Annotated in this window: 26 protein-coding genes; 10 read left to right on the plus strand and 16 right to left on the minus strand. The window is 64.6% G+C overall.

The window, feature by feature from the left end; translation table 11 throughout:
* Positions 1-11 precede the first annotated feature (11 nt).
* Positions 12-1,433: an aldehyde dehydrogenase family protein gene (locus QCE88_RS21620; protein ID WP_309905940.1), complete on the minus strand. Its 1,422-nt coding sequence runs from the start codon at positions 1,431-1,433 to the stop codon at positions 12-14.
* Between the two features lie 100 nt (positions 1,434-1,533).
* Here QCE88_RS21620 and QCE88_RS21625 point away from each other — a divergent pair, with 100 nt between their 5' ends.
* The 7 genes from QCE88_RS21625 to QCE88_RS21655 all read left to right on the plus strand — a co-directional run bounded on the left by QCE88_RS21625 (position 1,534) and on the right by QCE88_RS21655 (position 9,186).
* Positions 1,534-2,463 (plus strand): LysR family transcriptional regulator, encoded by a 930-nt coding sequence (locus QCE88_RS21625; RefSeq protein WP_309905943.1) that lies wholly within the window; start codon positions 1,534-1,536, stop codon positions 2,461-2,463.
* 413 nt (positions 2,464-2,876) lie between these two features.
* On the plus strand, positions 2,877-4,091 hold the full coding sequence (locus QCE88_RS21630; RefSeq protein ID WP_309906552.1) for a porin: 1,215 nt from the start codon (positions 2,877-2,879) through the stop codon (positions 4,089-4,091).
* A gap of 104 nt (positions 4,092-4,195) precedes the next feature.
* Entirely contained in the window at positions 4,196-5,971 is a 1,776-nt protein-coding gene (locus tag QCE88_RS21635) for a tannase/feruloyl esterase family alpha/beta hydrolase (protein ID WP_309905945.1), read from the plus strand.
* 584 nt (positions 5,972-6,555) lie between these two features.
* Complete coding sequence (locus QCE88_RS21640) at positions 6,556-7,653, plus strand: lipopolysaccharide biosynthesis protein (protein ID WP_409018180.1); 1,098 nt, start codon at positions 6,556-6,558, stop codon at positions 7,651-7,653.
* 87 nt (positions 7,654-7,740) lie between these two features.
* Positions 7,741-8,004 carry a hypothetical protein gene (locus QCE88_RS21645; RefSeq protein WP_309905947.1) on the plus strand — a complete coding sequence of 88 codons (264 nt, stop codon included), beginning with the start codon at positions 7,741-7,743 and terminating at the stop codon, positions 8,002-8,004.
* 82 nt (positions 8,005-8,086) lie between these two features.
* Positions 8,087-8,629 (plus strand): hypothetical protein, encoded by a 543-nt coding sequence (locus QCE88_RS21650; protein ID WP_309905949.1) that lies wholly within the window; start codon positions 8,087-8,089, stop codon positions 8,627-8,629.
* Between the two features lie 26 nt (positions 8,630-8,655).
* The gene (locus QCE88_RS21655) at positions 8,656-9,186 is read left to right on the plus strand and encodes a hypothetical protein (RefSeq protein ID WP_309905951.1); all 531 of its coding nucleotides are present in this window, start codon (positions 8,656-8,658) and stop codon (positions 9,184-9,186) included.
* Between the two features lie 152 nt (positions 9,187-9,338).
* On the opposite strand, the gene QCE88_RS21660 is transcribed toward QCE88_RS21655, so the two are convergent.
* Genes QCE88_RS21660 through QCE88_RS21670 form a run of 3 tightly spaced genes read right to left on the minus strand, consistent with a single transcriptional unit; the run spans position 9,339 to position 12,242 of the window.
* Complete coding sequence (locus QCE88_RS21660) at positions 9,339-10,211, minus strand: tyrosine-protein phosphatase (protein ID WP_409018181.1); 873 nt, start codon at positions 10,209-10,211, stop codon at positions 9,339-9,341.
* Positions 10,212-10,213: 2 nt separating this feature from the next.
* Complete coding sequence (locus QCE88_RS21665) at positions 10,214-11,509, minus strand: ATP-binding protein (protein WP_309905956.1); 1,296 nt, start codon at positions 11,507-11,509, stop codon at positions 10,214-10,216.
* 4 nt (positions 11,510-11,513) lie between these two features.
* Complete coding sequence (locus QCE88_RS21670) at positions 11,514-12,242, minus strand: response regulator (RefSeq protein ID WP_309905959.1); 729 nt, start codon at positions 12,240-12,242, stop codon at positions 11,514-11,516.
* Between the two features lie 233 nt (positions 12,243-12,475).
* On the opposite strand from QCE88_RS21670, the gene QCE88_RS21675 reads away from it, so the two are divergent.
* Positions 12,476-13,225, plus strand: a complete 750-nt coding sequence (locus QCE88_RS21675; protein WP_309905961.1) for a response regulator — start codon at positions 12,476-12,478, stop codon at positions 13,223-13,225.
* A gap of 15 nt (positions 13,226-13,240) precedes the next feature.
* Here QCE88_RS21675 and QCE88_RS21680 read toward each other — a convergent pair whose 3' ends face one another.
* The 6 genes from QCE88_RS21680 to QCE88_RS21705 all read right to left on the minus strand — a co-directional run bounded on the left by QCE88_RS21680 (position 13,241) and on the right by QCE88_RS21705 (position 17,031).
* Complete coding sequence (locus tag QCE88_RS21680) at positions 13,241-13,894, minus strand: flagellar basal body L-ring protein FlgH (RefSeq protein WP_309905963.1); 654 nt, start codon at positions 13,892-13,894, stop codon at positions 13,241-13,243.
* A gap of 18 nt (positions 13,895-13,912) precedes the next feature.
* Positions 13,913-14,533, minus strand: a complete 621-nt coding sequence (locus QCE88_RS21685; RefSeq protein WP_309905966.1) for a hypothetical protein — start codon at positions 14,531-14,533, stop codon at positions 13,913-13,915.
* 1 nt (position 14,534) lies between these two features.
* Complete coding sequence (locus tag QCE88_RS21690) at positions 14,535-14,717, minus strand: DUF6726 family protein (protein ID WP_309835155.1); 183 nt, start codon at positions 14,715-14,717, stop codon at positions 14,535-14,537.
* A gap of 3 nt (positions 14,718-14,720) precedes the next feature.
* Positions 14,721-14,891 carry a hypothetical protein gene (locus QCE88_RS21695; protein ID WP_309905968.1) on the minus strand — a complete coding sequence of 57 codons (171 nt, stop codon included), beginning with the start codon at positions 14,889-14,891 and terminating at the stop codon, positions 14,721-14,723.
* A gap of 141 nt (positions 14,892-15,032) precedes the next feature.
* On the minus strand, positions 15,033-16,187 hold the full coding sequence (locus QCE88_RS21700) for a phytanoyl-CoA dioxygenase family protein (protein WP_309905970.1): 1,155 nt from the start codon (positions 16,185-16,187) through the stop codon (positions 15,033-15,035).
* A gap of 67 nt (positions 16,188-16,254) precedes the next feature.
* Positions 16,255-17,031, minus strand: coding sequence for a helix-turn-helix transcriptional regulator (locus QCE88_RS21705; protein ID WP_309905972.1), 777 nt, complete (start codon positions 17,029-17,031; stop codon positions 16,255-16,257).
* Positions 17,032-17,128: 97 nt separating this feature from the next.
* Between QCE88_RS21705 and QCE88_RS21710 the strand changes: the two genes are divergently transcribed.
* The gene (locus QCE88_RS21710) at positions 17,129-17,407 is read left to right on the plus strand and encodes a hypothetical protein (RefSeq protein ID WP_309905974.1); all 279 of its coding nucleotides are present in this window, start codon (positions 17,129-17,131) and stop codon (positions 17,405-17,407) included.
* Entirely contained in the window at positions 17,404-18,360 is a 957-nt protein-coding gene (locus tag QCE88_RS21715) for a zinc-binding alcohol dehydrogenase family protein (protein WP_309905975.1), read from the plus strand. The genes QCE88_RS21710 and QCE88_RS21715 overlap by 4 nt, the downstream gene beginning before the upstream one ends.
* 22 nt (positions 18,361-18,382) lie before the next feature.
* Here the strand turns inward: QCE88_RS21715 and QCE88_RS21720 are convergent, their stop codons facing one another.
* The 6 genes from QCE88_RS21720 to QCE88_RS21745 all read right to left on the minus strand — a co-directional run bounded on the left by QCE88_RS21720 (position 18,383) and on the right by QCE88_RS21745 (position 24,325).
* Positions 18,383-18,721, minus strand: coding sequence for a DUF3140 domain-containing protein (locus QCE88_RS21720; RefSeq protein WP_309905977.1), 339 nt, complete (start codon positions 18,719-18,721; stop codon positions 18,383-18,385).
* Between the two features lie 62 nt (positions 18,722-18,783).
* Positions 18,784-20,037, minus strand: coding sequence for an allantoate amidohydrolase (locus QCE88_RS21725; protein WP_309905979.1), 1,254 nt, complete (start codon positions 20,035-20,037; stop codon positions 18,784-18,786).
* On the minus strand, positions 20,034-20,915 hold the full coding sequence (locus QCE88_RS21730) for an alpha/beta hydrolase (RefSeq protein ID WP_309905981.1): 882 nt from the start codon (positions 20,913-20,915) through the stop codon (positions 20,034-20,036). Before QCE88_RS21730 ends, QCE88_RS21725 begins: the two co-directional genes overlap by 4 nt.
* A gap of 16 nt (positions 20,916-20,931) precedes the next feature.
* Positions 20,932-22,065 (minus strand): pyridoxal phosphate-dependent aminotransferase, encoded by a 1,134-nt coding sequence (locus tag QCE88_RS21735; RefSeq protein WP_309905983.1) that lies wholly within the window; start codon positions 22,063-22,065, stop codon positions 20,932-20,934.
* A 10-nt stretch (positions 22,066-22,075) separates the two neighbouring features.
* Positions 22,076-22,861 (minus strand): short-chain dehydrogenase/reductase, encoded by a 786-nt coding sequence (locus QCE88_RS21740; RefSeq protein WP_309905985.1) that lies wholly within the window; start codon positions 22,859-22,861, stop codon positions 22,076-22,078.
* A gap of 147 nt (positions 22,862-23,008) precedes the next feature.
* Positions 23,009-24,325, minus strand: a complete 1,317-nt coding sequence (locus tag QCE88_RS21745; RefSeq protein WP_309905987.1) for an MFS transporter — start codon at positions 24,323-24,325, stop codon at positions 23,009-23,011.
* Positions 24,326-24,453 lie beyond the last annotated feature (128 nt).

Below are 24,453 nucleotides of genomic sequence, written 5' to 3' on the forward strand. Positions count from 1 at the left end.
TCGTTATTTGATCAACTCAAGCCCAACAACGACTTCGGCTCCAGAAACGCTTCGATGCCAAACGTCCCGTACTCCCGCCCAATCCCCGATTGCTTGAAGCCGCCGAAAGGAGCGAGCGGTTCGTGCGCCAGCGTATTGATCAGCACACGTCCCGCCTCGATGCGCGACGCCACTTCACCCGCGCGAGCCTGATCGGCGGAACAGACGTACGCCTGCAAACCATAGGGCGTGTCGTTGGCAATGGCGATGGCGTCTTCGGTATCGCGATAGGGAATGATCGAAAGGACCGGCCCAAAAATCTCCTCCCGCGCGATGGTCATGTCGTTGCGCACGCCGCTGAACACGGTCGGGCGCACGAACCAGCCCGCGTTCACACCGTCCGGCCGCCCCGCGCCTCCCGCAATGAGCCGCGCCCCTTCCTTGATGCCGATGCCGATATAGCGCTGCACGCGCTCCCATTGCTTACGGCTCACCATGGGGCCAACGGTCGTGCGCGGATCGCGAGGATCGCCAGCCTGCACGTTCGCCACGGCGCGCATCATCCTGTCTTCGAACTCGGGCAAGCGCGCCTGCGGCACCAGAATGCGCGTGCCCGCGATACACGCCTGTCCGCTGTTCATGAAGCCGGCATCGAGAGCGAGCGGCACCGCGACGTCGAAATCGGCGTCATCGAGAATGATCATCGGCGACTTGCCGCCGAGTTCCAGCGTCACGCGCTTGAGCGTTTCCGCGGCGTTGCGCAGGATCGACTTGCCGACCACCGTCGATCCGGTGAACGACAGCTTCGCCACCTCCGGATGCGTGCCGATCTCCGCGCCCGCTGTCTCGCCACGACCGGTGACGATGTTGAACACGCCCGAAGGCAAGCCGGCCGCATGCAATGCTTCGGTCACGACGCGCGTTTGCATCGCGCTCATCTCGCTCGGCTTGATGACGGCGGTGCAGCCCGCCGCCAGCGCCGCCGCAAGCTTGCCGCAGATGAAGCCCGCGTTGCTGTTCCAGGGCGTGATCAGTCCTGCCACGCCAAGCGGCTGCATCACGACCCGCGCCGATCCCGCGCGGCGTTCGAACGCATAGTCTTCCAGCACACGGGCCGCGTCGAGCAGCACGTTGGCGGCATGCTGCGCCATCCAGCGGCCGCGCGACACGGGCGCGCCGTACTCCTCGGTGATCGCTTCGAACAGTTCGTCCTCTCTCGCGCGAACCGCTTCGTGCATGCGTTCCAGCATGTCGATGCGTTCGCGCTTGCTGGTGCGCGAGTGCGCCGGAAACGCCCGTTTCGCGGCGGCAATGGCGAGCCGCGCGTCCTGTGCATCGCCCAACCGCACCCGGCCGATCACCTGTTCCGTGGCGGGATTGACGAGCTCGAAAAACTCGTCGCCGTGTGGCGTCACGAAGGCGCCGTCGATATAAATGTGCTCGATAGTTCGCATGCTCGATCCTGGATGGGAAGCCAATGCGAACAAGATAGGGCCATTCGATTGATTCAACTAGCCGTACAATCGTGGACGCCTTGTTGAGCCATCCAGGATAATGAAAACCACAGGCATGACCGAACTCGAAGCGGTGCTCGCCGTTGCGCGTCATCGCAGCTTTCGCGCGGCGGCAAGCGACCTGAGCGTATCCACCTCCGCGCTGAGTCACACCGTCGCGGCGCTGGAGGCGCGCATCGGCGTGCGTCTCTTCAACCGGACCACGCGCAGCGTGGCGCTCACGGAAGCGGGCGCGCAGTTCGTGCAGAACGTAGCGCCCGCGCTCACGAGCATCCGTGAGGCACTGGAACAGGCGGGCAGCTTCCGCGACACGCCCTCGGGCACGCTGCGCATCAATACGTCGGCGGGCGCGGCGCATCAGGTCATGGCGGTGTTCATCGCGTTCCTCGAACGCTATCCGGACATGAAGCTGGATATCGTCACCGAGGGCCGGCTGATCGATATCGTCATCGAAGGTTTCGACGCCGGCATTCGCCTGATGGACACCGTGCCGCAGGACATGATCGCCGTGCCGTTCGGCCGGCGGCAGCGCTTCGCGGTGGTCGGCAGCCCGGCCTACTTCGCGCGCCGCAAGCCGCCGCGCACGCCCGCCGATCTCGCCACGCACGACTGCATCCGCAGCCGCATGCCGAGCGGTTCCATCTATCAATGGGAGTTCGAAAAGCATGGCCAGGCCGTGCGGATAGACGGCGCTGGTGCGCTGACGCTCGACGATCCCGGTCTCATGCTCGCGGCGGCGCGCGCCGGCCTCGGCCTCACGTATCTGACCGAATGGAACGTCCGCGCCGATCTCGCCAACGGCACGCTGAAGCGCGTGCTCGAAGACTGGACGCCGCCGCTCGATGGACTGTGTCTCTACTATCCCGGTCGTCGCCATGTGCCGGCGGGGCTGCGCGCGCTGATCGACATGATCCGCGAACACGCCAATGCCAAGTCTGAAAAGCCTGCCCGGCCACGTCGACGCTCGTGAAGACGTCGTATCTCTTTTGCTGATCGCGAGCCGCATGCATGGCGTGCGGCAGGCTGAGTCGATCGCATTTGAATCAACGACCATGCAACCGCGCCTTGCGAAGCATTGTCGACCCCATCAGTTTTATTTATCGCATTTCGTCCGCCACGCGGCACGACGAGCGCCCGCATACATCGCTTCGGACAAGGCCTGAGCACGTCTAGCTCCTCTTGCAAGCGGCTTCACCCACTGGTTAACCCTTTCTGTATGCGTCGATCCATCGGAGTACGTTCGGATCCGCAGGCGTGGGACGCACCATGCACTCCGCCTCCGCACAAGCACACCAACGACAATCCAGGAAGGGGCACACGAGAGTGAGACATTCACTGAAACATTTGAAGCCGCTGATACCGTTCAAGCGTCTGGGCGCGGGCATGATCGCGGGCACGGCGGTCGTCGTGGCGCCCGCGTTCGCCCAGAGCAGCGTGACACTCTATGGCATCGTCGACGATTCGATCGTCTATCAAAGCAGCCAGACGAATCTCGCGAAGTCCAACGCAGGCCGCTCGAATGTCAAGATGGCCTCGGGCATCTGGGCAGGCAGCCGCTTCGGGCTGAAGGGCGCCGAAGATCTCGGCGGCGGCAACAAGGCCATCTTCCAGCTGGAATCCGGCTTCGACATCAACAGCGGCGGCCAGCAGTTCACCAATGCGATGTTCGGCCGCCAGGCGTGGGTCGGGCTGACCAATCCGGCCTACGGCACGCTGACCCTGGGCCGCCAGTACGCGTCGTACTACACGCTGCTCTCACCCTATAGCCCGACCAACTGGCTGACCGGCTATTTCGGCGCACACCCCGGCGATCTCGACGGCATGGACACCATCTATCGGGCGAACAACTCGGTGGTCTACACCTCGCCGAAGTTCTACGGCTTCACCGTCAGCGGTTCATATTCGCTCGCCGGCGTCCCGGACAGCGTGTACCAGGGCTCGACGTGGTCCGCTGCGATCCAGTATCAACAAGGTCCGATCGGCGGCACGGTGGCGTTCTCGCGCATCAACAACGCGGCCAGCGGGGGCGGCATCTACAGCAGCAGTTCGACCACCATCAACAGCACCAGCGCCACCGACGGCTCCGGTCAGGCCGGCGTCTCGGCGATCACGGCGGGCTATCAGCGCGCCCAGGCGCAGCAGCGCTTCGCGCTCGCGGGCGGCTATCAGATCAACAGCGCCTGGGACGTCTCGGTCACGTATTCGAACGTGCAGTACCTCCCCGGCGTCAATTCGCTCTTCACCGACGAAGCCGTGTTCAACACAGTCGGTTCGGTGCTGCACTGGAAGGCGACAACCGCGTGGGACTTCGCGGCCGGTTATAGCTATACGTGGGCGAGCAAGGCGAACGGCATCGACGATGCCGCCTCGTATCATCAGTTCAACCTCTCGCAGTATTACTCGCTCTCGAAGCGCACCGGCCTCTACGCGCTCGAAGCCTTCCAGCGCGCCAACGGCCGCACGCTGGCGGTGCCGTCGGGCACGACGGCCAACCGTCAGACGGCCGCGAATGCGTCCATTGGCGACGGCTTCCAGGGTGCGCCCTCGGCCTCGCGCAGCATGTTCGCCGCCGGTGTCGGCATCATCCATCGCTTCTGATCTCCAGTGTCTTCCAGCCTGCGCGCACGGTGACGCACAGTGACGCACAGTTGCGCAGGCTGTCTTCCGCTGTTCGATATCACAAGAAATTTCAGGAGAGAACCATGAGAGCTCTGGTTTCCAGAAGGCTCGTCGCGGCGACGCGCGCGCGGGCCGCATCGTTGTGCACGGTGTTCGCGTGCGGGCTCGCCGCCGCCTTCCTCGCCGCGTGCGGCGGCAACGGCGGCAATGACAGTAGCCAGACAGCGGCGAACACTACGCTGACAGTCGTCAAACCCGTCACCGACTGTTCGAAACTGGCATCCGTCGATCTCAGCGACGTAGGCGGCGCAGGCAGCACGATCACCTCTGCCACCGTCACGGCCGCGACCATCAACGGCACATCAGTCAACTTCTGCACGGTGAAGGGCACGCTTGCGCCGGCCAACACCTTCGAAGTCGCCTTGCCGGTCGATTCGTGGACCCAGCGTTTCGCCGCGCTCGGCTGCGGCGGCCTGTGCGGCAATCTCAGCGATCCGACCAAGCAAACGTCGTTCAGCTTCAGCTACACCTGCCCGCTCGTGCAGCAGGGCGGCTTCGTGACGGCGGCCACCGACATGGGCCACTCGGGACAGGATGCCTCGTGGAGCACGGATCCGCAGAAGCAGGCCGACTTCGCCTATCGCGGCCAGCACATCACCACGCTCGCAGCGAAGAAGCTCATCAAGGCTTACTACGGACAGACGCAGAAGTATGCGTACTTCGTCGGCTGCTCGGACGGCGGTCGTGAAGCGCTGATGGCGGCGCAACGTTATCCGGCGGACTACAACGGCATCGTCGCGGGTGCGCCGGCCGCGCATTTCCAGATCCAGAACTCGCTCTATCACGGCTGGAACGTGGTCTCGAACAGCACGACCGGCACCAGCGCGGGCAAGGCCGTCCTGTACGCCGACAAGGCGCAGTTGCTGCACAAGGCGGTGGTCGCGGCATGCGGTGGCCAGGCGGGCGTGCCGGATGGCCTGCTCGCCGATCCGCGCACATGTCACTTCAATCCCGCCACGATCCAGTGCGCCGCGAGCGCGACCGACACGAGCACATGTCTCACCGCCGCCGAAGTCGCCACCGCGACGAAGATCTACAGCGGCCCGAGCGATACAAGCACCGGCATGCCGATGCTCGGCGGTTCGCCGCAATACGGTTCGGAAGCAAACTGGATTGGCGTGGAGGTGCCGACCTCGAACTCCACGGACGCCGCAGTGCCTGTAACGAGCCTGTTCAGCTACCTGATCGTGAGCGGCGCCTACAACCTGATCTTCACGGGATCGCCGGCGATACCGACCGTCGATACCTTTGGCTATCAGGACGCGAGCTTCTATCCGGCCTATCTGCAAGCCAACCATCCGCTCAACGATGCCACGAGTCCGGATCTCTCGGCATTCAAGAACGCGGGCGGCAAGTTGATCCTGTGGCATGGCTGGGCGGACCAGCACATCTCGCCGCTCTTCACGATCCGCTACTACGAGGCCGTGCAACAGACGATGGGCGAGGCCAACGCCAGCGCGTTCTCGCGGCTGTATGTGGTGCCGGGCGTCGGACATTGCGGCGGCGGCGAGGGCTTCCCGAACATCGACCTGGTGTCGCAGATCACGGGCTGGGTCGAACAGGGATCGGCGCCGACTGCGGTCATGAGCTATCAGACCGATGCCGACAGCAAGGTGACCGCCTCGCGCCCGGTGTACCCGTATCCGGCAGTCGCGAAGTTCAGCGGCAACGGTGACTGGCATGACGGCGCCAACTGGACGCAGGGCACGCCCCTCGTCACCGACGCGTTGCCGGCATGGGCGGGTGCGAGCTTCTATACCTCGTACATGCCGAAGACGCAGGGGGTAGCAGCGCCCTGAGCGGGAAAGCATCCACAGAAAGCGCCTTCAGGCATTCATCGGAAGAGAAGGCGTAATCGGTATCAGGCCATACATGTGGAAGCAGCTGCGATCAGTACTCCAACAAACAGAAGAAACTGATCGCAGCCCTTCACATACGAAGATGTTTTTTCCGGCTGTCGGGTTTACTTCCACCTCTTAACGAAGTAACCTTTCCTCCGCTGCGATGGTTGTCCCGCAATGTTCTCGACGGCACACCCAATCCGCCTGTTAGTTAGTAAATCTGACGTATCTCGCGGGCCATCACAGCACATGTTACCGACGTCACATCGAATTCGTTTGGTGTGACTCGTCAAGCCGCTCGCCATGCATTTGGCCCAGCGGCGTCCGCACCCTGAACGCATGGCAAGCCATGCGCATCAGCACGCGGATATCAGCCAAGCCAGTACAACCTGGACCTCACGACTCCTGGTCACATGACCGGGAGCCGCGTCCGTTCGTGTGTTGTCATTCGGATAACTAACGCCCGTTCGCAATTAAACCGGCTGCTTTACCGAATCTGGTCGCTCTCAATTCGAACCGTTTGATTCGCCATCCTCATGTTCATGAAATCATCGACTCAAGCCTCACACTCAACATCCCACTCCCTTCACGCGTCGAGACGCGCCGCGTTGCTCACCGCGATGTTCGCAAGCGCGCTACTCGCCGCATGCGGGGGCGGCAACGACAGCGCCGTGGATGCCGCCACGGGCAAGGCCGCGACGACGCCCAAGGCCACGTCGAAGGCCGCGAGCAACGGCTCGATCTTCTACGGCATGAACGGACACAACACCAATGGCGGCGCCTACGACGCCACCAGTCCGCAGACCCAGCTCGCGCAACTCCAGGATCTCGGCGCGACCATCTATCGCAACGACGTCTATAGCTCGACGTCGGCGGCCGCGCTGGCCAAGGTCGCGAAGGTCATGGCCGATGGCGGCGTGACGATGTATCCCGTGTTGATGGCGAACCTGAACTACAACAGCGAAGACGATGCCTACAACGCCGGCTATCAGCTCGGCCAGCAAACGGCCAGCTCGTACCACTACGCGTACTACGAGGTCGGCAACGAACTGGAAGCGAAGACGCTGAACGGCAACGTGGACGGCGTGCTATGGAAGCATTACAACAACAGCTCGTACATGCTGGCGCGCGGCGCGATTCGCGGGATGATCGCGGGCGTGAAGTCGGTGGATGGGTCGGCGAAGATCATTCTCGGCGGCACCTGGCTGCACTATGCGTTCTTCCAGATGCTCGCGGACGGCTCGCAGCCGGACGGCACGTGGGGTCATCCCACTGTCTCGTGGGACATTACGTCGTGGCACTGGTACTCGAATGAAGGCGACATCACCAACGCGTGCGGCGGCACGGGCTGCCATGACGTGCTGCAGGTGCTGCACAACATGGGCAAGCCCATCTGGATCAACGAGTTCGGCGTGCGGCCCGACTATGGCTCGTACAACCAGATCGCGTCGTACATGACCGGCGACACGATGATGGCGCAATACACGAGCGTCGCGTCGAAGTACAACATCCAGTCGATCCAGGGCTTCCAGCTCTACGACGACAGCGAAGGCAACTACGGTCTGATCGAGGGCGACGGCACCACGAAGAAACCCGCGTACTACTCGTACAAGAGCTTCGTGCAAAGCCACCCGATGTAAGTAAGAAAGGGAAAGGACCGCGCGTTCAAGCCTGCGCGCGGCTCGCCGTTATTGCAGTCCGCCAGACTGATAACGACGAGGATAGCGATGCAGATCTCCGGTGCGACGACCACGAGTGCCTACGTGAGCGCGGACGCGCCTGTGCCGCGCCGCGTGGCCGATGCTGATACAACCGCCGACGCAACAACGGACACATCAACCGAGCCTTCGTCGGTGAAGTCCTTCGCATACGGCGCGCTGGGCCTCGAACGCCCCGAAGTGCAGGCCACCGATGCCAACGGCTTCTACACCGCGGGCAAGTGGGTCGCGGCTGCGGCGACGATCGGCGGGATCATCTCGCTATTCGTTTGAAGACGGTTTGAAGAGGTCGAGTTAATACCTGGAAACAACTTGTCGAATCGGCGTGCTGCTCGCCGAATCGGGACACACGCTCATGCGCGACGATGCTGATGCCGCGCGGCTGACGCGCTGCGCACCGCGCCACGCGGTGTTTCCTCATTCGACATTACGCCAGGTCATGCACGCTCAACACATCGCCACCCGCTCCTTCACTCTCGCGCTGGGCCGCGCGCTCGCCGCCGCCGTGCTGCTCGCGCCGATGCTCCCCGCCGCCGCAGAAGATCTGCCTGACGTCTGCACGGCGTTGCAGACGATCGTCGCCACGCCCTCCTTCGGCACGCTCGCGCAAAGCCGCCCGCTGCTGCCCGCCGGTTCGCCGGGTCAGGGCACGTGTCGCGGCAGCGCGCACACCTACGATTGCCGCTGGCGCGCGCACTGGGGCGCGGACGGTGTCGTTGCCGACCCGTTGCAGGAACTCGGCGCGGACATCGCTGCATGCTTTCCCGACGTGCGTCATGACGTCAACACCGCCACGCGCCAGCATTTCGTCCTGCGCACGGCCGATACGGCACGCGTCACGACGCTGACTGCCACGATCGAAGGGGCGAACACGGTGCGCTTGCGCGTCGTGCGCTGAGCCAACACTGACGCAAGCACACCGCCATGCCCCGGCGTCTTTCCCTCGCGCTGGCGCTCGCCCTGAGCGCGAGCGCGCTGACTGGCTGCACCTGGACCCTGATCACCGCTGCCGATGCCGCCGGCTCGCTCGTGCAGGCCGGCTTTTCGGTGGCGTCGAACTATTCGTCGCCGACTTCGGTGACGGGCGAGCCGGCGTCGCTGCAATCGGTGTGCATCGAACTGAACCAGACGGTCGCGACCGGCGACTTCGTGCCCAATTTGCAAGTCTCGTTGCAGCGCCGCGGCGTCAATTCGATGGTCTATAACCCCGGCACGTCGCCGCCCGGTTGCGAGGCCATGCTCGTCTATGCCGCGACCACGAGCTGGGACAAGCATGCGTTCAGCAGCAACCCGGTGTCGTATCTGTCCGCTATCGATCTGACGCTGCTGCGGCGCGGCCAGATTCTCGTCACCGCGCGCTATGAAACCAACGACCTCAGCATGGACCGCTTCGCCAGCGCCCGGCAGAAGCTGGATGCGCTCGTGGGACGCATGGTGGTTGCTCAGGTGCCATGAACCATGATCCGCACCTTCCTTTCCGCATCTTTCCATCGACTCAAGGAACGATGCCGCAGTGCTAATCTGCCTGCGTAGTACGAGTTGTACCGATCCCTCTTGCGGCTCACCTGTCTCAGGCGAGCCGTTTTTTTATGCAGCAACGCGTGACATCAGGCCAGCAGCTTCGCGCGCAACATGCCGATGTCGCCCCCGCTCAACGACAGCCCTTGCGACAGGTAATTGTCGAGCGTGCCGAAGCCGCCCACCATCTCGTCGAATGCGGCTTCGATGGTCGCGCTCTGCGCCTGATACAGCGGCGCCACGGTTGCCGTGTCCGTGCCGAGCCGCGCTGAATGCGCCTGCATGCGTGCGGCGATCTGCGGCTGGGCCGCCGTGTTGGTCAGCAGATAGTCCTGGATAATCACGTCGAGCGGCACCTCCGCGATGGCCAGCAACAGCGCCGCTGCCCAGCCGGTCCGGTCCTTGCCGACCGCGCCATGAATCACTTGCGACCCGCTGACGCGTGCCAGCCGCGTGAGCAGCAGACCGAACTGCAACCGTGCCACCGGATCCGTGACCAGCTTGCGCTGCCGTTCGATCATCCATGCGCTCGCCGCCGCTGCGTCATGCGGCATGGCGGAAGCGACATCGATCGGCATGACTTCATGCGTCTCGCGCACCGCATTCGCCGGCACGCGATCCACCGCTAGCGAAGCCTCGGCCACCATGCGCAGATCATGCAGCGCACGCAGCCCGAGCCGAGCGAGCGTGGCGGCGTCTGCATCGTTCGGCGCGAACGCGCCCGAGCGATAGAACACGCCGCGTCGCAGGCGGCGTCCATCGAGCGAGGCGTAGCCATCGCCGATACCAGCCACATCGCGAAAATTTTCGACCGATGCCACGCGCGGCGTCTCCGCCATCGCGGCTTCATCGCTTGCACCGCCGCACGCGGACAAGAGCGCACTCGCGCCGAAAGCGGTCGAGAGCAGCGCGGCGCCGCGCAGGAAGGCGCGACGCGAGGTCGGAGTCGGTAGCGAGGTCACGATCATGTTGATTGAGCGGGAATGACGATACGCACGACCAGTCCGCCGCCCTCGGCATTGCCGATCTCACAGCGGCCATGCTGTTCGCGTACGAGACGTTCGACGATGGCAAGACCCAGCCCGCAATGGCCGTTGCCGCTGCGCGCGGGATCGAGCCGCACGAACGGGCGCAGTGCATCGTCGAGTTGCGCATCGGGAATGCCGGGGCCGTGATCGCGCACTTCGATCAGCCAGTCGGCACGCAGCCGCGCAGTCCTGATCTCCACAGGCGGCTCGCCATGTTCGAAGGCGTTGTCGACAAGATTGGTCAACAACCGGTCGATGAAGGTACGCGGCAGCACGAACCCGTCGCCCGCGTGCAGCGACAGTTGGAACAGCGCATCGTCGCCGTCCTCTGGCGCGGCGAACTGTTCCGCGATGAACGCATCCACGCCCGCCGGCGCGCTTTCGGACGGCGCACGCGCGGCGAACTCGAGGAACTGTTGCACGATGCGCGTCATCGAGTCGATGTCGCGCAGGAAATGCGCGCGTTCGCGCTCGTCTTTCGCGAGCACCGTCGCACGCAGCGACAGCCGCGTGAGCGGCGCCTTCAAATCGTGCGCAATACCGGCGAGCATGACCGCGCGATCGTCGTCGGCCTCGGCGATCTTGCTCACCATCTGATTGAACGCACCGATCAGATCGCGCAGCTCACGCGGCCCATGTTCGCCCACCGGCATCGGACGCTCGCCGCCGCCGAAGCGCCGCGCGGCCTGCGCGACCCGCGCCAGCGGGCGCTGCAATTGCCAGGTGACGAACAGCGACAGCAGCAGCGCGCCGCACAGCAATACGATGGACTCGGTGAAGATGGGCGCGGGCGGCGGCAGGTCAATCGGCGTGACGATCCAGAACGCGCTCGACGGATAACGCACCCACAGGCGCGGCATCTTGCGGCCGATACTGTCGATGGCGATCTGCGAGCCAGGCGGCAGGCCATCGGCAATCTGCTTCGCGAGATGCGCATGACGCGTCGTGCGTGGATCCTGGAGTTCGAGCGGTTCCGGCATGTTCCAGACCGGCACGATATGCACGCGCGTCTGGCGCATCAGCTTGCCGCCGAGCGTCACGTCGTTGTGCGCGGCTTCCAGCACGATCAGCAGCGCGCGCGCGTAACCATCGGCTTCCTTGTGTGGCGCCTGAATATGGAGCATCGCGAACCATCCGCCCTGCAGCACCAGCAGCACACAGACCGACAGCAGCGCCATGCGGCCGAACAAGGTATCCGCGATGCCGCGCGGCGAGAAGGCAGCCAGACGCATCGTGCTAGGCCCGGATGCGATCGAGCGCCGAGTGCTCTCCATCGGGCACGAAGACGAAGCCTTGTCCGCGCACCGTCTGCAAGTGGCGCGGCTGCGACGGATCGTCTTCGATCAGACGGCGCAGCCGCCACACCGGCACGTCGAGGCCACGGTCGCGGAACGGCAGGTCGTCGCGATGCACGAGATCGTGCAACAGCACGCGCGACAACACCTTGTACGGATGCTTGATGAACACCTTGAGCAACGCGAACTCGCTTTCGCGTAGCGGAATGCGCTTCTCGCCGCAGATCAGCGCACGCGTGACGAAGTCCACTTCGAAGCGTCCGAAGCGTTCGCGGGCGCAGCGCTCGGGCTGGCTCGGCGTGCTTGCGCGACGCCGCAGCACGGCTTCGATGCGTGCAAGCAGTTCGCGCGGATCGAAGGGTTTCGCGAGGTAATCGTCCGCACCGGTTTGCAGTCCCGCGATCTTCTGCGCCACGCTGTCGCAGCCCGTCACGAAGATCACCGGAATGTCCTCGCCCGCCGCGCGCAGGTCGCGGAGCGCGCGGAGCCCGTCGGTATCCGGCATCATGATGTCCAGCACCACGATGGAAGGCCGCTCCAGTTCCAGACGACGGCGCAGCCCCGCGCCTTCATGCAGCACGGAGACCTCGATGCCTTGCGTATGAAAGAAGCGGCGCAGCAGATCGCGCACCGCGGAGTCGTCGTCGACGATCAGAACCGATGTAGCCATATCGAAATTTTATTCGGTGCCCATTCCAATCGGCACGCGCCACATTATTCGGCGCATTACCGTTTCTTACGGCAGCGCGCGCCGCGACCTCGCGTCCTTGCATGCCATGGGCCGCCACGCCAGCCGCCACGGACGCCCGCGGCATTCACGACCCGCCAGCCATCCCGTAACAGAAAGAAATGGAAAGTTTCGCGCGATGGCCAGGCCGCCGATGCCGACCCTAGAATCGGCGCATGACACCACATGTACTCATGGTCGACGACGACCCCGTCGTGCGCGAACACGTGCGCGACTTCCTGACGCAACACGGCCTCGACGTGTCCGTGCTGGACGACGGCATCGCGCTGAAAAGCGCCGTGCAGAACCTGCGGCCCGCGCTGGTCGTGCTGGACGTGATGATGCCGGGCAAGGACGGCATCAGCGCGCTGCGTGAACTGCGCCACGCCCACGACGACATTCCCGTGATCCTGCTCACCGCGCGTTCGGACGTGCTGGATCGCGTGATCGGCCTCGAACTCGGCGCGGACGATTATCTCGGCAAGCCCTTCGATCCGCGCGAACTGCTGGCGCGCATCCGCACCATCCTGCGACGCCGCAACGGACCGCCGTCGTTCGTGCCCGGCGCGCCGGAGATACGTCCGAGCTATCGCTTCGGTCCCTTCGAAATGGACTTCGGCGCGCGTGAACTGCGCCGCGACGGCGAACGCATTGCGTTGCGTTCGGGTGAATTCGCGCTCTTGAAGACGCTCGTGAAGAACCAGATGACCGTGCTCTCGCGCGCGCAGTTGAACGAACATTTGCGTGGCGCGGGTGCGCATCGTGATCGCAGTCTCGATGTATCGATCTGGCGCCTGCGCCGTCTGCTGGAAACCGACCCGTCCGAGCCGCGCTATGTGCAGACGGTCTGGGGCCAGGGCTACATCTTCGTGCCGCATGGCGACCCGAGCGCGGCGGGACGCATTGCCGCGCGTCCGCCGTACTGATGCGTTGCCGCAAGCTCAGAACGTCAGCACGCTCATGAAGAGATGCTGCAACCATCCCATCGTGGTCGAATCGGCGAGCATGCCCACGCCCGCCTGTTCGATGCGCGCATTCGCCACCTTGTTCGACGCCACGTAATTCCCCGCCTCGATATCCTTCGGATTGACGATGCCGGAGAAGCGCATCTGATCCTGATTGCCGCTCATCGCGATGATCTTGTCGCCTGCGACGACGAGATTCCCGCCCGGCAAGGTGCCGATCACCGACACCGCGAGCGTGCCGCTCATCGCGCTCAGGTTGCTGGTGCTGCCGTTGCCCTTGAACGAGGTATCCGCCGAGCCCACGTTGAACAGGCGTGCAAGGCGGGCGGCCGCGCCGGTCGATTGATCGGCGGCCGTGGCGCTGATGCTGCTCGCGCGGCTCGCGCTGGCATCGGCGGTATTGCTGCCTGAATAGGACTCGGAAAGGCGAATGGTGAGCACGTCGCCCACGCGCTGCGCGCGCGAGGTCTCATACAGCGACACGGCATTGCCCGCCTGATAGATCGCGCCAAGCGTATTGACGTTGACCGGCTGCGCGACGGCCGGCGCATAAGTGGGCATCTCGACGATGGATCGCGACGACGAACACGCCGACAGCGCACACATGCACAGCAAGACTGTCAATTTCATGACGATGCGTTCCGGGATTCAAGGGGTGTCATGCAAGGCGGCGAGACGCCATGTGTCTTCGGTCTCGCGCAACCAGGTTTCGTAGGCTTTCAGGCGATAGATCACGCGCGCCGTCGCCGACGCGCCGTTCGCCTCCAGCGTGATGGAGCTCGTCGCGTTCTCCCAGCGGCGCGTCCGGTAGCCGTTCGCACGCACGACGCGGCCCGCGCCGAAACGCGACGACAAGGCCGCGCCGAGGTCGTCGGCCATGCGCGCATCGATCACGAATGACATGCGATAGAGGCGCGGTGTGGCATCGCCCGGCATCGCGGCGAAGCGCAGCACGTGGTCGCGCGCGGGAGCGCCGTCGACGACCGCTTGCGACGCCTGCCATCCCGCCTCGTCGCGATGCGCCCACTTGCAGCTGATGGTCAGGCTGTGCGGATCGCGCAGCACCATGCCGAGCGCCGCCGCTTCGACGTCGGTATCGCACAGCGCGACGCTGAGCGGCGGCGTCGCGCGTGCGGGCTCTTCGCGGCGGAAGACATCCAGCGGAACGCCCAGCCGCAGCCCGCGAAAGTCGTACGGTTGCTGCGCCCGCGCGGCTGCGGGCAACAACAGGGCGGCGATCAGCGCGCAGGGCAGAAGGATGCGCTTCATGTCAGTCGATCGCCGAAGCGCAGACATCGAACGGCGTGGCCGCCGCGTGGCCGACCACCGGCACGACCTTGAGCGTCGCGGCCGTCACGCGGCACGGCAGCGCGGCGAGCGCGCAGCCTTCGAGCGTCAGCGGGCACGATGCAAGCGCCGCGCACGCGAGCGCGAATCGAACGATCGCAGGCATGGCTCAGGCGGTCGTATCGACGTGATTGCCGAGATGCGCGGGATTGTTCACCGGCGTCTTCGTCGTTGGCGAGGGGATGCTTTCGGCCGCCGGGACTTCGGTGTTGCGCCGGATCGGCAGCGTGTTCGCCGTCTGCGGCACCGCGTGGCTGTTGAGGGGACTGTTGACGTTCATCCTGCGCGCTCCTTGGAGAAAATGGACGTTGCTGCTTGCAACGGCAGCCATCTTCTCCGGACGCGAGGCGCGGCGATCGGTTGAGAAAAATGCGCTTTTCGTCAGTGCTTACGAGGCGTTACCCACGCGTTACCGAATGTTTTATGTGGTGCGTTTCCACGCGTGATCGCGTAGCGCATCGGTCAAGCCTTGCAGCGGCCAGTCTTCGCGCAACGCCTCGCGCAACAGCGCTTGCTGGCTCGGCGGGGCGAGACCGCCCGAAGGCGGATCGCGATCGAGATTCGTTGGGAAGGCATAGCCCTCCGCGCACGCAGCGATGACCGCCTCGATCTCCTCATCGCTCATGCGGCCGGTGGACTTGCATTCGCTCAGGAACGGATACACGGCCTCGCACATGCGCGCGCGATCGAGCGATTCCATCGCCCGCCCGTAGGCCGACGACACCTGCAACAGATTGGCCATGCGCTGCACCTCGCGCGTCCGGTTCGCGCCCGCCGCATGGAACAGCGCGGGGCTGAAGAACAGCGCGTCGCCTTTTTCGAGCGGCAGTTGCACGCAGTGCGCCTCGAAATACGCGCGAAAGTCCGCAAGCCGCCACGCGAGATAGCCTTGTGCGTAACGCTGCGAGAATGGCAGGAGCTTCGTCGGTCCGCTTTCCACCGGCATGTCGCTGTGGGCCAGCGCGCCCTGCAAGGTCAGGAACGGCGACATCGCGTGAACATGCGCGGGATAGCGGCGCACTTCCTCTTCGGTCTGGAAACCCAGGTGATAGTCGCGATGCGCCTCCTGCGCCGCGCCGCCCGGCCGCACGACATTGACCTGCGACGTCATCTGATACGCGGGGCCGAGCCACGCTTCGGCCATGCACGCGAGAAACGGGTTCGCGAAATAGCGCGCGAAGACCTCAGGCGCTTGCAGGCAAAGCTTTTCCTGCGCGTTCCAGATGCGGTCGTTCGCGCCCGCCTTCGCGAAGTGATCCGCGCGGCTCGTGCCCTGCTCGCGCTCCTGCCGGATGATGTCTTCGAAGACAGCGGTGGCGTCGTCGATCGGGGCGGGGTCGGCGTAGGCGTGCTTCAGCACCAGCACGCCCGCGCCCGCGCGCAGCACCTCGGCCCATTCCGCCTGCAAGACCTTGCGTTGGGGCGCATCGTCGCCCAGCGCGCGGCAGTCATAGAGCGGAATGCCTCGCTGACTCGCGGCGGCATGGCGCGGCGGATGCGCCTCTTCCTGCGCGAGTACACGTTCGAAGTCATCGAGGGAACAGGCGTGCTCGCCGTACCAGTTCGTCTGGCTCATGTCTCCTCCTCCGCGTGTTCGTTCGACGATAGTATCCCGATCCGCCCCGGCAGCAGGTCTCAAGCGTTCAGCCGCCCGCGTGATAGCGCCCGGGCGTCGTGCCGAACGTGCGGCAAAACACGTCGATGAACGCACTGATGTTCTCGTAGCCCGTTTCCAGCGCGATGGTCGTCACCGGCACACGATCGGCCACGCGCTCCAGCGCACGCAGCATGCGCGCCTGCTGACGCCATTGCGCGAAGGTCAGCCCGGTGTCAGCCATGAAGCGCCGGCTCAACGTGCGCGGCGAGACGCCGGCCCACGCGGCCCATTCTTCAAGACGGCGGTTGTCGGCGAGATCGTTGGCGAGCGCGTCGGTGATCTTCAGCAAGGCCGGATCGCGCGGACGCTGCAAATGAAACGGCGCTTCCGGGGCCGCGGCGAGTTCATCGAGGATGACGTCGGCGATGCGCGCCCGCGCGGCATCGAGCGAGTCGTCCTGCCACGACGACGCGCGATGCACCGCTTCACGCAGCAGCGACGTGGCGCGTATGGCGCGGGGCTCGGCGGGCAAGGCCGCGCAACGCGCCTCGGTCACGAAGACACTCCATCCCGAGAACGGTCCGTAGGACCGCACCGAATGCGCCCGATGCGGCGGAATCCAGATGGCATGAACGGCGGGTACGACCCACTGGCGCGTATCGACGCCAATCGACACCAGGCCGCTCGACGCGCCCATCAACTGGCCGCGCGCGTGGCTATGCGAAGCCACTTCGCGCGGCTCGCTTTGCGTGAGTTCGGCGGCCGCGAGGAACGGGCCGTCCTGCGACATCACCAGTTCGGGGCGAATCAGGGGTGTAGTCATGGCCGGATTACGGTATCGAATGGCCTTTATACCGGAGACGGGCCTTGGGCGCACGTCTAGACTCGGCTTCATTGATTCATCCACGGAGCCATACGCGATGCGAGCCAGCCAGATGCTTCCCGATCATCTCGACGAAACCCGCCTCAACGGCACGACGATCCGCAAGGGCACGGTCGGCGCGTTTCTCGTCAATGCGCGTGTGTGGAGCGATCCGCACGCCAGTCCCGCGAGCCGCGCGGAAGCCGGACGCGATATCGAGGACGCCTTGCCGGCCTTGCTCGCGCTCGGCCTCTTCGACGTGCTGGACATCCGCGATCCCGCGCTGCGCGCATGGATGACCGGACTCGGCGCCCCATTCAACCAGGAGCAAGCATGAAAGCAGCAGTCGTCAAGCAGGCAGGCATCCCACCCGTGTGGACCGAGTTCGATGAACCGGTGGCCTCGGGTGAACAAGTCGTCGTGACAGTGGGCGCGTCGGCGTTGAGCCGCCTGACGCGCGGACGGGCATCCGGCGAGCATTATTCGTCGACGAAGACCTATCCGTTCGTCGCGGGCGTCGATGGCGCGGGTCGTCTCGACGATGGCCGGCGTGTCTATTTCTTCGGTCCTGTCGCGCCATTCGGCGCCATGGCCGAACGCACGCTGGTGCCGCTCGACCATTGCCTGCCGCTGGCCGATGCCATCGACGACATCGATGCCGCCGCCATCGCCATTCCCGGCATGTCGTCATGGGCGGCGCTCACCGAGCGCGCAAAGTTCGTCGCCGGCGAGACGGTATGGATCAACGGTGCGACGGGCGCGTCGGGTCAGCTTGCGGTGCAGGTGGCGAAGCGGCTCGGCGCGGGGAAGATCATCGCGACGGGACGTAATCGCGCGATGCTCGACCGGCTGCGCGAGTTGGGCGCGGACACGACGATCACCCTTGACGGCGACGAAGCCGCGCTTGGCCGTGCATTCGAAGCGCATTGCGCGGAAGGTGTCGATATCGTGCTGGACTATCTGTGGGGACCGAGTGCGCGGGCGTTGCTGATCGCTGCTGCGCGTGTATCCGAAGCACAACGCGCGCTGCGCTTCGTGCAGATCGGTTCGATGAGTGCGCAGGAGATCGCGCTGCCGGCGGCCGTATTGCGATCAAGCGCGATCAGCCTGCTTGGCAGCGGCCTGGGAAGCGTCGCGATGCCGCGCCTGTTCGCGGCCATGCAGGCGGTGTTGAATGCCGCTGCGGAAGGCGGCCTGCACGTGGAAACGAAAGCCGTGCCGATGCCGCATCTCGCCGAACACTGGAACGACGATGCCGGACGCGACCGCATCGTGTTCGTGAACGACTGAGGGTGCGCGCTCACTTGAGCGCTCATTTGAGCGGATCGTGTCCCCAGTTCATCAGCGAGTAACGCCAGTGCGAATGCTCGACCTCATGCGGACGTTGCGCGAGGTGCCGCTTCACATAGCCGTTCACCTTGCGCATGTGCGCGTAGTCGTCGGCGCCGAGATCGGCTTTCTTCTTGCCGAGAATGTCGATGATGTGCCGCCCCGACCTGTGCCCCACCGACTCGCCACCGTTCTTCTGTCCGACTTCGCGAGACGCGTCGGTATCGAGCCACTTGTCGAGTTGTGACGCCGTCATGTTGACGAGTTCCTTGAACGTCGTGTAGGTCTCTGCGTCTTCTGCTTCTCCATGGTGCGCGGTCATGCTTCCCTCCTGTAACGTCGAGCGGACCTTGCACGCTGAATCAGCAAAGTCCGCTCCCGCTTTCAGGAAGCCAGTTCGACGAGCACATCCGCGAGCACGCGCGTTCCGGCAGCCAGATCCGCCGATGCCGTGAATTCCGCCTCGCAATGCGTCAGCCCGAGATGCGACGGTACGAAGATCATGCCGCTCGGACACACCGCGTGCAGATAGCGCGCATCGTGGCCTGCGGTGGACAGGATGTCGCGATGCGGCAGATCGAGCCTTGCCGCGGCTTCGCGGATCAACTCACGCATCCGTGCAGGAAAGTCGAGCGACATCGCCGTGGAAAGCTCCGTCACGCGCACCGTGCACACGCCCGCATGCGCCTCGCAGATCGACGCGATGCGGTCGCCGAGCCGCGTCAGCGTGTCCGAGTCGGGATGCCGCAAGTCGATGGAAAAGTCCACCGAACTCGCCACCACCGACGGCGCGCTCGGCTTCACATCGAAACGCCCGACCGTGAACTTCACGATATCTTCGGCGTCGTGCATGGCGTCGGCCAGCGCCTGCACCATCGCGATGGCGGCCAGCAGCGCGTCCTTGCGTTCCGCGCGCGTGGACGTGCCCGCGTGCGCGGCCTCTCCGTCCACGCGCACCTTGAACGTGCGCTTGCCCTGAATGCCCGTGACGACGCCGATCGTCAATCCCTCCTTCTCCAGCATCGGACCTTGCTCGATATGCGCTTCGACAAACGCGGCCACGCGCTGTCCCAAAGCGCGCTCGGGCACCTCATGCAGAACCGCGCGCACGTCCGCGAGCGCCGCCGCCACGCTGACGCCGCCCTTGTCCGTCACGGCACGCACTTCGTCGAGTTCGCGCGCGCCCGCGAACACCGCCGAACCCATCATGCCGGGCGCGAAGCGCGAGCCTTCCTCGTTCATCCACGCGACGACTTCGATCGGCGCACGCGGTCTCACGCCCGAGGCGATGATCGCTTCGACGGCCTCGAACGCGGCCAGCACGCCATAAACGCCGTCGAACTGGCCGCCGGTCGGTTGCGAATCGAGATGCGATCCCGACAGCACCGGCGCCGCCTCCGCGTCCGTGCCTTCGAGACGCAGGAACAGATTGCCGATGGCATCGACGGACGGCTCGAGGCCCAGCGCCTCGCCCCAGCGCACGAGTTCGCGCTGCGCTTGCGCATCTTCCGCCGACAGCGCCTGCCGGTTCACGCCGCCCTTCTCTGTGGCGCCGATGCGCGCCATCGCTTCGAGCCGGCCTGCGAGACGCTGTTCATCGACGAACGCGCTTGCACGCGTCTGGTGCGGCGCGCTCATGACGTCTTCATGATCTGCGCAGGCACCGCGCGCGGATCGCGCGGCAGCCAGCGGTCCTGCTCGACCATCGCGAGAAACTCCGCGACATGCTGATTGAACAGCGCCGGTTCTTCGAGATTGAGCGTATGACCGGTCTTCGCCATCACGACGAGTCCACTCGCGGGCACCGTGCGCTTCAGGAAGATGCCGGGCTGAAGACAATGATCGTCCTCATCGCCGACGACGACCAGCGTAGGCACCGTCATCGCCTGAAGACGGGCTTCGAGGTCATAGATGGACGGACGGCGCGCCTGCACGCCGCGCATCGTCAGGGCAGAACCACGCGCGGAATGTTCGCCGAGCATCGTCGCGAATTCGAGCCAGCCGCGCGGGTCCTTCACCTGGAACGCAATGCGCGATGCCGCCAGCGCATAGGTCTTCGAGAACTGCTCGGCGCCCTGCGCCTCGAACTGCTTCGCAACTTCCAGCGACACATCGCGGAAGTGATCCTCGAACGCCTTCTCCGCGCCATAGCCCGCGCCCGCGACCACCAGCGAACGGGCGCGCTCCGGATAATCGAGCCCGAAATGCAGCGTCGCGAAGCCGCCCATCGACAGGCCCACGACATGCGCACGATCGATCTTCAACGCGTCGAGCACGTCGCGGATATCGCGCGCGGCGATGGACTGCGAGTAGCGCTCGATGTCCTCAGGCACGTCGGACGGCGCATAACCGCGCGCCGCGAAAGCAATGCAGCGATAACGCCGGCTGAAGTAGCGCATCTGCGGTTCCCAGCTGCGCAGGTCGCCGCCGAATTCATGCACGAAGACCAGCGGCGTGCCTTCGCCTGCTTCTTCGTAGTACAGGTTCACATCGTCGGAAGTTTTCAGATACGGCATGTCGGTTCCGGCCTCGTCAGAATTGATTCGCGGGCTGCTTGATGGACCGTGCGCGCTCGACCATCGAAGGCAGCAGTTCGCAGAATCGGTCGGCCCACAGTTCCGGCACGGTCAGGCTCACCTTCACGAAGCGATGCCCGAATTCCTTCGTGTGGTACGCGCCCTGACGGATCATCACGCGCTCGGCCTGGAACGCTTCCACCAGCGCCTCCGGCGTGATTCCCGCGTTGATGGTCTCCACGACCAGCAGATTCGCCTGCGACGGATACACCGGCACGCTCAATCCTTCCACATTCTTCGCCGCCTCGACGACCGCCGCCTGATTGCGCCGTTGACGCCGGTTGATCTCGGGAAACCATTCGCTCTTCGTGCGCAGCCCGGCGATCGCCGCGCGTTGCGACAGCACATTGCTGCCGAGATTGTTCGGCGGCGCGGAAGCGAAGCGTTCGATCAGATCCGGATGCGCGATCACCGCGCCGAGCCGCATGCCCGCCAGACCCAGCCACTTCGAAAAGCTGTACGTGACGATGGTCTTCTCGGGATAGAAGCGATACGCCGGCGTGAAGCTGTCGGCGAACTGGAAGTAGGTGGCGTCATGAATGAAATACGCGCCGACCGACCGCGCGATCTCCGCGAACTCGCGAATTTCGTCTTCGGTGTGACAGGTGCCGAGCGGGTTGTTCGGATCCACGAGATAGATCACGCCGGTGTTTTCGTTCACCGCCGCGCGCAATTGTGCGGGCGTGAGCTTGTAGTGCTGCCCCGCCGAGTAGATAGGCAGTTCGATCACGCGTGAACCCGCGCGCGCGGCGAATTGCATCGGCCAGGCCCAGCTCGGATTGGTCGTGACGAAATCCTTGCCCGCTTCGCAGATGTTGCGGCAGACGTTGTACAGCCCTTCCACCGCGCCATCGGTGACCATCACCGATGCATCAGGCAAGCCGATGTCCTCGCGGATCAACTGCCGCAGTTCCTCGAAGCCGAGCGGCGGCGCATAGGCGTGGTATTCGCCGCCATCGAGTGCGTCGATGACGGCCTGACGCACGGCCGGATGCGGCTCGAAGTGATTGGTGTTCTGGCCCAGCCACATCAGCCCTTCGCTGTTGCAGAGCCGGTCGAAATAGGCATTGCGTTCCTCGAATCGACGCATGACGTCCCCCTCAGATGATGGAACGGCGCGACGCAATGCCGCCGTCGATGGTCACGATCGTGCCCGTGATATACGCCGCGCGATCCGACGCGAGCCATACGATCAGGTCGGCCACCTCATCGGCCCGCGCTGCACGCTTGCCGGGATACTTGTCGAAGAGTTCTTCCCAGCGGCTTTCATCGTTGTACCAGTCGAGCGCGCGGCGCTTCATCAGCTTCACCATGCGGTCGGTGGCGACCGGACCCGGGTTCACGCCCACCACGCGGATGCCGTCGTCGAGCGCCCAGCCGCCGATGGCGCGCGTAAAGGCCATCATCGCCGCGTTGCCCGTCGAACCGATGATGTAGTTCGCGTCCCAGTTCTCGCCCGAATTGCCGATGTCGTTGACGATCACGCCGCTGCCGCGCTGCTTCATCGACGCGTACAGCTCGCGCGTCAGCGTGACGTACGAAAAGATCTTCATGTCGAGACTCGCGCGCCAGTCCGCGTCGCTCACCTTGTCGAGCGGGCCGGGGCTGGAGTCCGCCGCGTTGTTCACCAGAATGTCCGCGTTCGAGCAGGCGCGCGCGAGGTCGATGGCGTTCTGCGTGACCGAGAGATCCGTCGCGTGCACGTGGACGCGCGTGCCGTGCTTCGTCGCGATCTCGTCCTGCGCGCGATGCAGCGCATCGGCCGAACGCGCCGCCAGATGCAGTTCCGCGACGCCTTCCGCCGCGAACGCCCATGCCGTTGCCAGCCCGATGCCCTTCGACGCGCCGGTAATCAGCGCGGATTTGCCTTTCAGGTTCAAGTCCATGACGTTCCTCCTTGATGTATTTCTATACTCTTTCTATGAATACATAAACTAACACGAAGAAATACAAATGCACACTGCCGAGGGCGAAAAAAAACCGGCATGCGCGCGTGGCGGCATGCCGGTTCCCTACTGCGAGATTGGAAACAATCAGCGATTCACGAGCCTGGCGGGTATTAGCAGGATCATCGCGGCGCCGACGACCAGCACGCCCGCTGACACGTACATCGCGATCACGGAGGTATGCGTGAGATCGCGCAGCCAGCCGATCAGATAAGGACTGACAAAGCCCGCGAGACCTGCAAACGCGTTGATCGCCGCGATGCCCGCTGCCGCGCCCGTGCCGGCTAGAATCGCGGACGGCAGCGCCCAGAAGAGCGGTCCTGGCGTCAGCACGCCCGCCGCCGCCAGCGAAAGGCCGAGCAATGCGAGCGGCACATTCGATCCCGCGCCAGCCGTGACGGCATAACCCAGCGCGCCGACCAGCATCGGCACGATCAGATGCCAGCGGCGCTCGCCGGTACGGTCCGAATTGCGACCGCAGGAGACCATGGCGATCGCGCCGAAGATGAACGGAATCGCTGACAGCACGCCGATATGCAGCGCGCCCGACACGCCGGACGCCTTGATGAGCGTCGGCATCCAGAAGGTCAGGCCGTACTGGCCCATGATCACGCAGAAGTAGATCAGCGCCATCAGCAGCATGCGCGGGTCGCGGAACACCTGGCCGACCGTCTGCGAAATGCGCGTGTGCTTGGGCGGCACCGAGTCGAGCGCGTTCGCGATGATCGCGGCTTCCTCGCGCGTCAGCCACTTCGCCTTGTCCGGACGGTTCTCCAGGTAGAAGAACGCCGCGATGCCCAGCACGAGCGAAGGTAGCGCCTCGATCAGAAACAGCCAGCGCCAGCCAGGATGTCCGTGCGAGCCGTTGAACGATTCGAGAATCCAGCCGGAAAGCGGCCCGCCGATGATGCCCGCCAGCGGAATGCCCACCATGAAGATGGCCAGCACGTGCGAGCGGCGGCGCGCCGGATACCACTGCATCAGATAGAGCACGATGCCGGGATAGAAGCCCGCTTCGGCCGATCCGAGCAGGAAGCGCAGCACATAGAACTGGGTGGGCGTCTGCACGAAGAAGAAGGCGCCGGAAATGAGCGCCCAGGTCACCATGATGCGGGCGATCCAGGCCTTCGCGCCGACGCGCTGCATCATCAGGTTGCTCGGCACCTCGAAGAGGAAGTAGCCGATGAAGAACACGCCCGCGCCCAGGCCGTAGATGGTTTCGCTGAACTGGAGGTCGCTCAGCATCTGGAGTTTCGCGAAGCCGATGTTCACGCGGTCCAGATAGGCCGCAACATAACAGAGGATCAGGAACGGAATCAGGCGCAGCGTGACCTTGCGGTAGGTCCGGTCCTCGATCATCTGCGCTTGCGCTACGTCGCCCGGCGCATGCAGCGTGTCGCTCATTGACTGCTCCTTGTAGTGCGTGCCTGCGGTTGAGGAGTGGAAACCCGCTTTCTCTGTATCTCTTTCGGGCTTCAATGTATTCCGATGATACTCAATCAAAATACATTGCAAGCGGTTTTTTGGGTTCC

Origin of the sequence: Caballeronia sp. LZ035, assembly GCF_031451175.1 — a bacterium.
Classification (GTDB): Bacteria; Pseudomonadota; Gammaproteobacteria; order Burkholderiales; family Burkholderiaceae; genus Caballeronia.

What these genes read in the sequence shown, in the direction of transcription:
- QCE88_RS21710 (WP_309905974.1), top strand. Translation starts at nt 17,129, where the DNA reads ATGCGAGCCAGCCAGATGCTTCCCGATCATCTCGACGAAACCCGCCTC.
- QCE88_RS21645 (WP_309905947.1), top strand. Translation starts at nt 7,741, where the DNA reads ATGCAGATCTCCGGTGCGACGACCACGAGTGCCTACGTGAGCGCGGAC.
- QCE88_RS21715 (WP_309905975.1), top strand. Translation starts at nt 17,404, where the DNA reads ATGAAAGCAGCAGTCGTCAAGCAGGCAGGCATCCCACCCGTGTGGACC.
- QCE88_RS21665 (WP_309905956.1), bottom strand. Translation starts at nt 11,509, where the DNA reads ATGCGTCTGGCTGCCTTCTCGCCGCGCGGCATCGCGGATACCTTGTTC.
- QCE88_RS21690 (WP_309835155.1), bottom strand. Translation starts at nt 14,717, where the DNA reads ATGCCTGCGATCGTTCGATTCGCGCTCGCGTGCGCGGCGCTTGCATCG.
- QCE88_RS21635 (WP_309905945.1), top strand. Translation starts at nt 4,196, where the DNA reads ATGAGAGCTCTGGTTTCCAGAAGGCTCGTCGCGGCGACGCGCGCGCGG.
- QCE88_RS21625 (WP_309905943.1), top strand. Translation starts at nt 1,534, where the DNA reads ATGAAAACCACAGGCATGACCGAACTCGAAGCGGTGCTCGCCGTTGCG.
- QCE88_RS21700 (WP_309905970.1), bottom strand. Translation starts at nt 16,187, where the DNA reads ATGAGCCAGACGAACTGGTACGGCGAGCACGCCTGTTCCCTCGATGAC.
- QCE88_RS21720 (WP_309905977.1), bottom strand. Translation starts at nt 18,721, where the DNA reads ATGACCGCGCACCATGGAGAAGCAGAAGACGCAGAGACCTACACGACG.
- QCE88_RS21725 (WP_309905979.1), bottom strand. Translation starts at nt 20,037, where the DNA reads ATGAGCGCGCCGCACCAGACGCGTGCAAGCGCGTTCGTCGATGAACAG.
- QCE88_RS21655 (WP_309905951.1), top strand. Translation starts at nt 8,656, where the DNA reads ATGCCCCGGCGTCTTTCCCTCGCGCTGGCGCTCGCCCTGAGCGCGAGC.
- QCE88_RS21630 (WP_309906552.1), top strand. Translation starts at nt 2,877, where the DNA reads ATGATCGCGGGCACGGCGGTCGTCGTGGCGCCCGCGTTCGCCCAGAGC.
- QCE88_RS21730 (WP_309905981.1), bottom strand. Translation starts at nt 20,915, where the DNA reads ATGCCGTATCTGAAAACTTCCGACGATGTGAACCTGTACTACGAAGAA.
- QCE88_RS21740 (WP_309905985.1), bottom strand. Translation starts at nt 22,861, where the DNA reads ATGGACTTGAACCTGAAAGGCAAATCCGCGCTGATTACCGGCGCGTCG.
- QCE88_RS21680 (WP_309905963.1), bottom strand. Translation starts at nt 13,894, where the DNA reads ATGAAATTGACAGTCTTGCTGTGCATGTGTGCGCTGTCGGCGTGTTCG.
- QCE88_RS21745 (WP_309905987.1), bottom strand. Translation starts at nt 24,325, where the DNA reads ATGAGCGACACGCTGCATGCGCCGGGCGACGTAGCGCAAGCGCAGATG.
- QCE88_RS21695 (WP_309905968.1), bottom strand. Translation starts at nt 14,891, where the DNA reads ATGAACGTCAACAGTCCCCTCAACAGCCACGCGGTGCCGCAGACGGCG.
- QCE88_RS21735 (WP_309905983.1), bottom strand. Translation starts at nt 22,065, where the DNA reads ATGCGTCGATTCGAGGAACGCAATGCCTATTTCGACCGGCTCTGCAAC.
- QCE88_RS21620 (WP_309905940.1), bottom strand. Translation starts at nt 1,433, where the DNA reads ATGCGAACTATCGAGCACATTTATATCGACGGCGCCTTCGTGACGCCA.
- QCE88_RS21705 (WP_309905972.1), bottom strand. Translation starts at nt 17,031, where the DNA reads ATGACTACACCCCTGATTCGCCCCGAACTGGTGATGTCGCAGGACGGC.
- QCE88_RS21650 (WP_309905949.1), top strand. Translation starts at nt 8,087, where the DNA reads ATGCGCGACGATGCTGATGCCGCGCGGCTGACGCGCTGCGCACCGCGC.
- QCE88_RS21640 (WP_409018180.1), top strand. Translation starts at nt 6,556, where the DNA reads ATGAAATCATCGACTCAAGCCTCACACTCAACATCCCACTCCCTTCAC.
- QCE88_RS21685 (WP_309905966.1), bottom strand. Translation starts at nt 14,533, where the DNA reads ATGAAGCGCATCCTTCTGCCCTGCGCGCTGATCGCCGCCCTGTTGTTG.
- QCE88_RS21670 (WP_309905959.1), bottom strand. Translation starts at nt 12,242, where the DNA reads ATGGCTACATCGGTTCTGATCGTCGACGACGACTCCGCGGTGCGCGAT.
- QCE88_RS21675 (WP_309905961.1), top strand. Translation starts at nt 12,476, where the DNA reads ATGACACCACATGTACTCATGGTCGACGACGACCCCGTCGTGCGCGAA.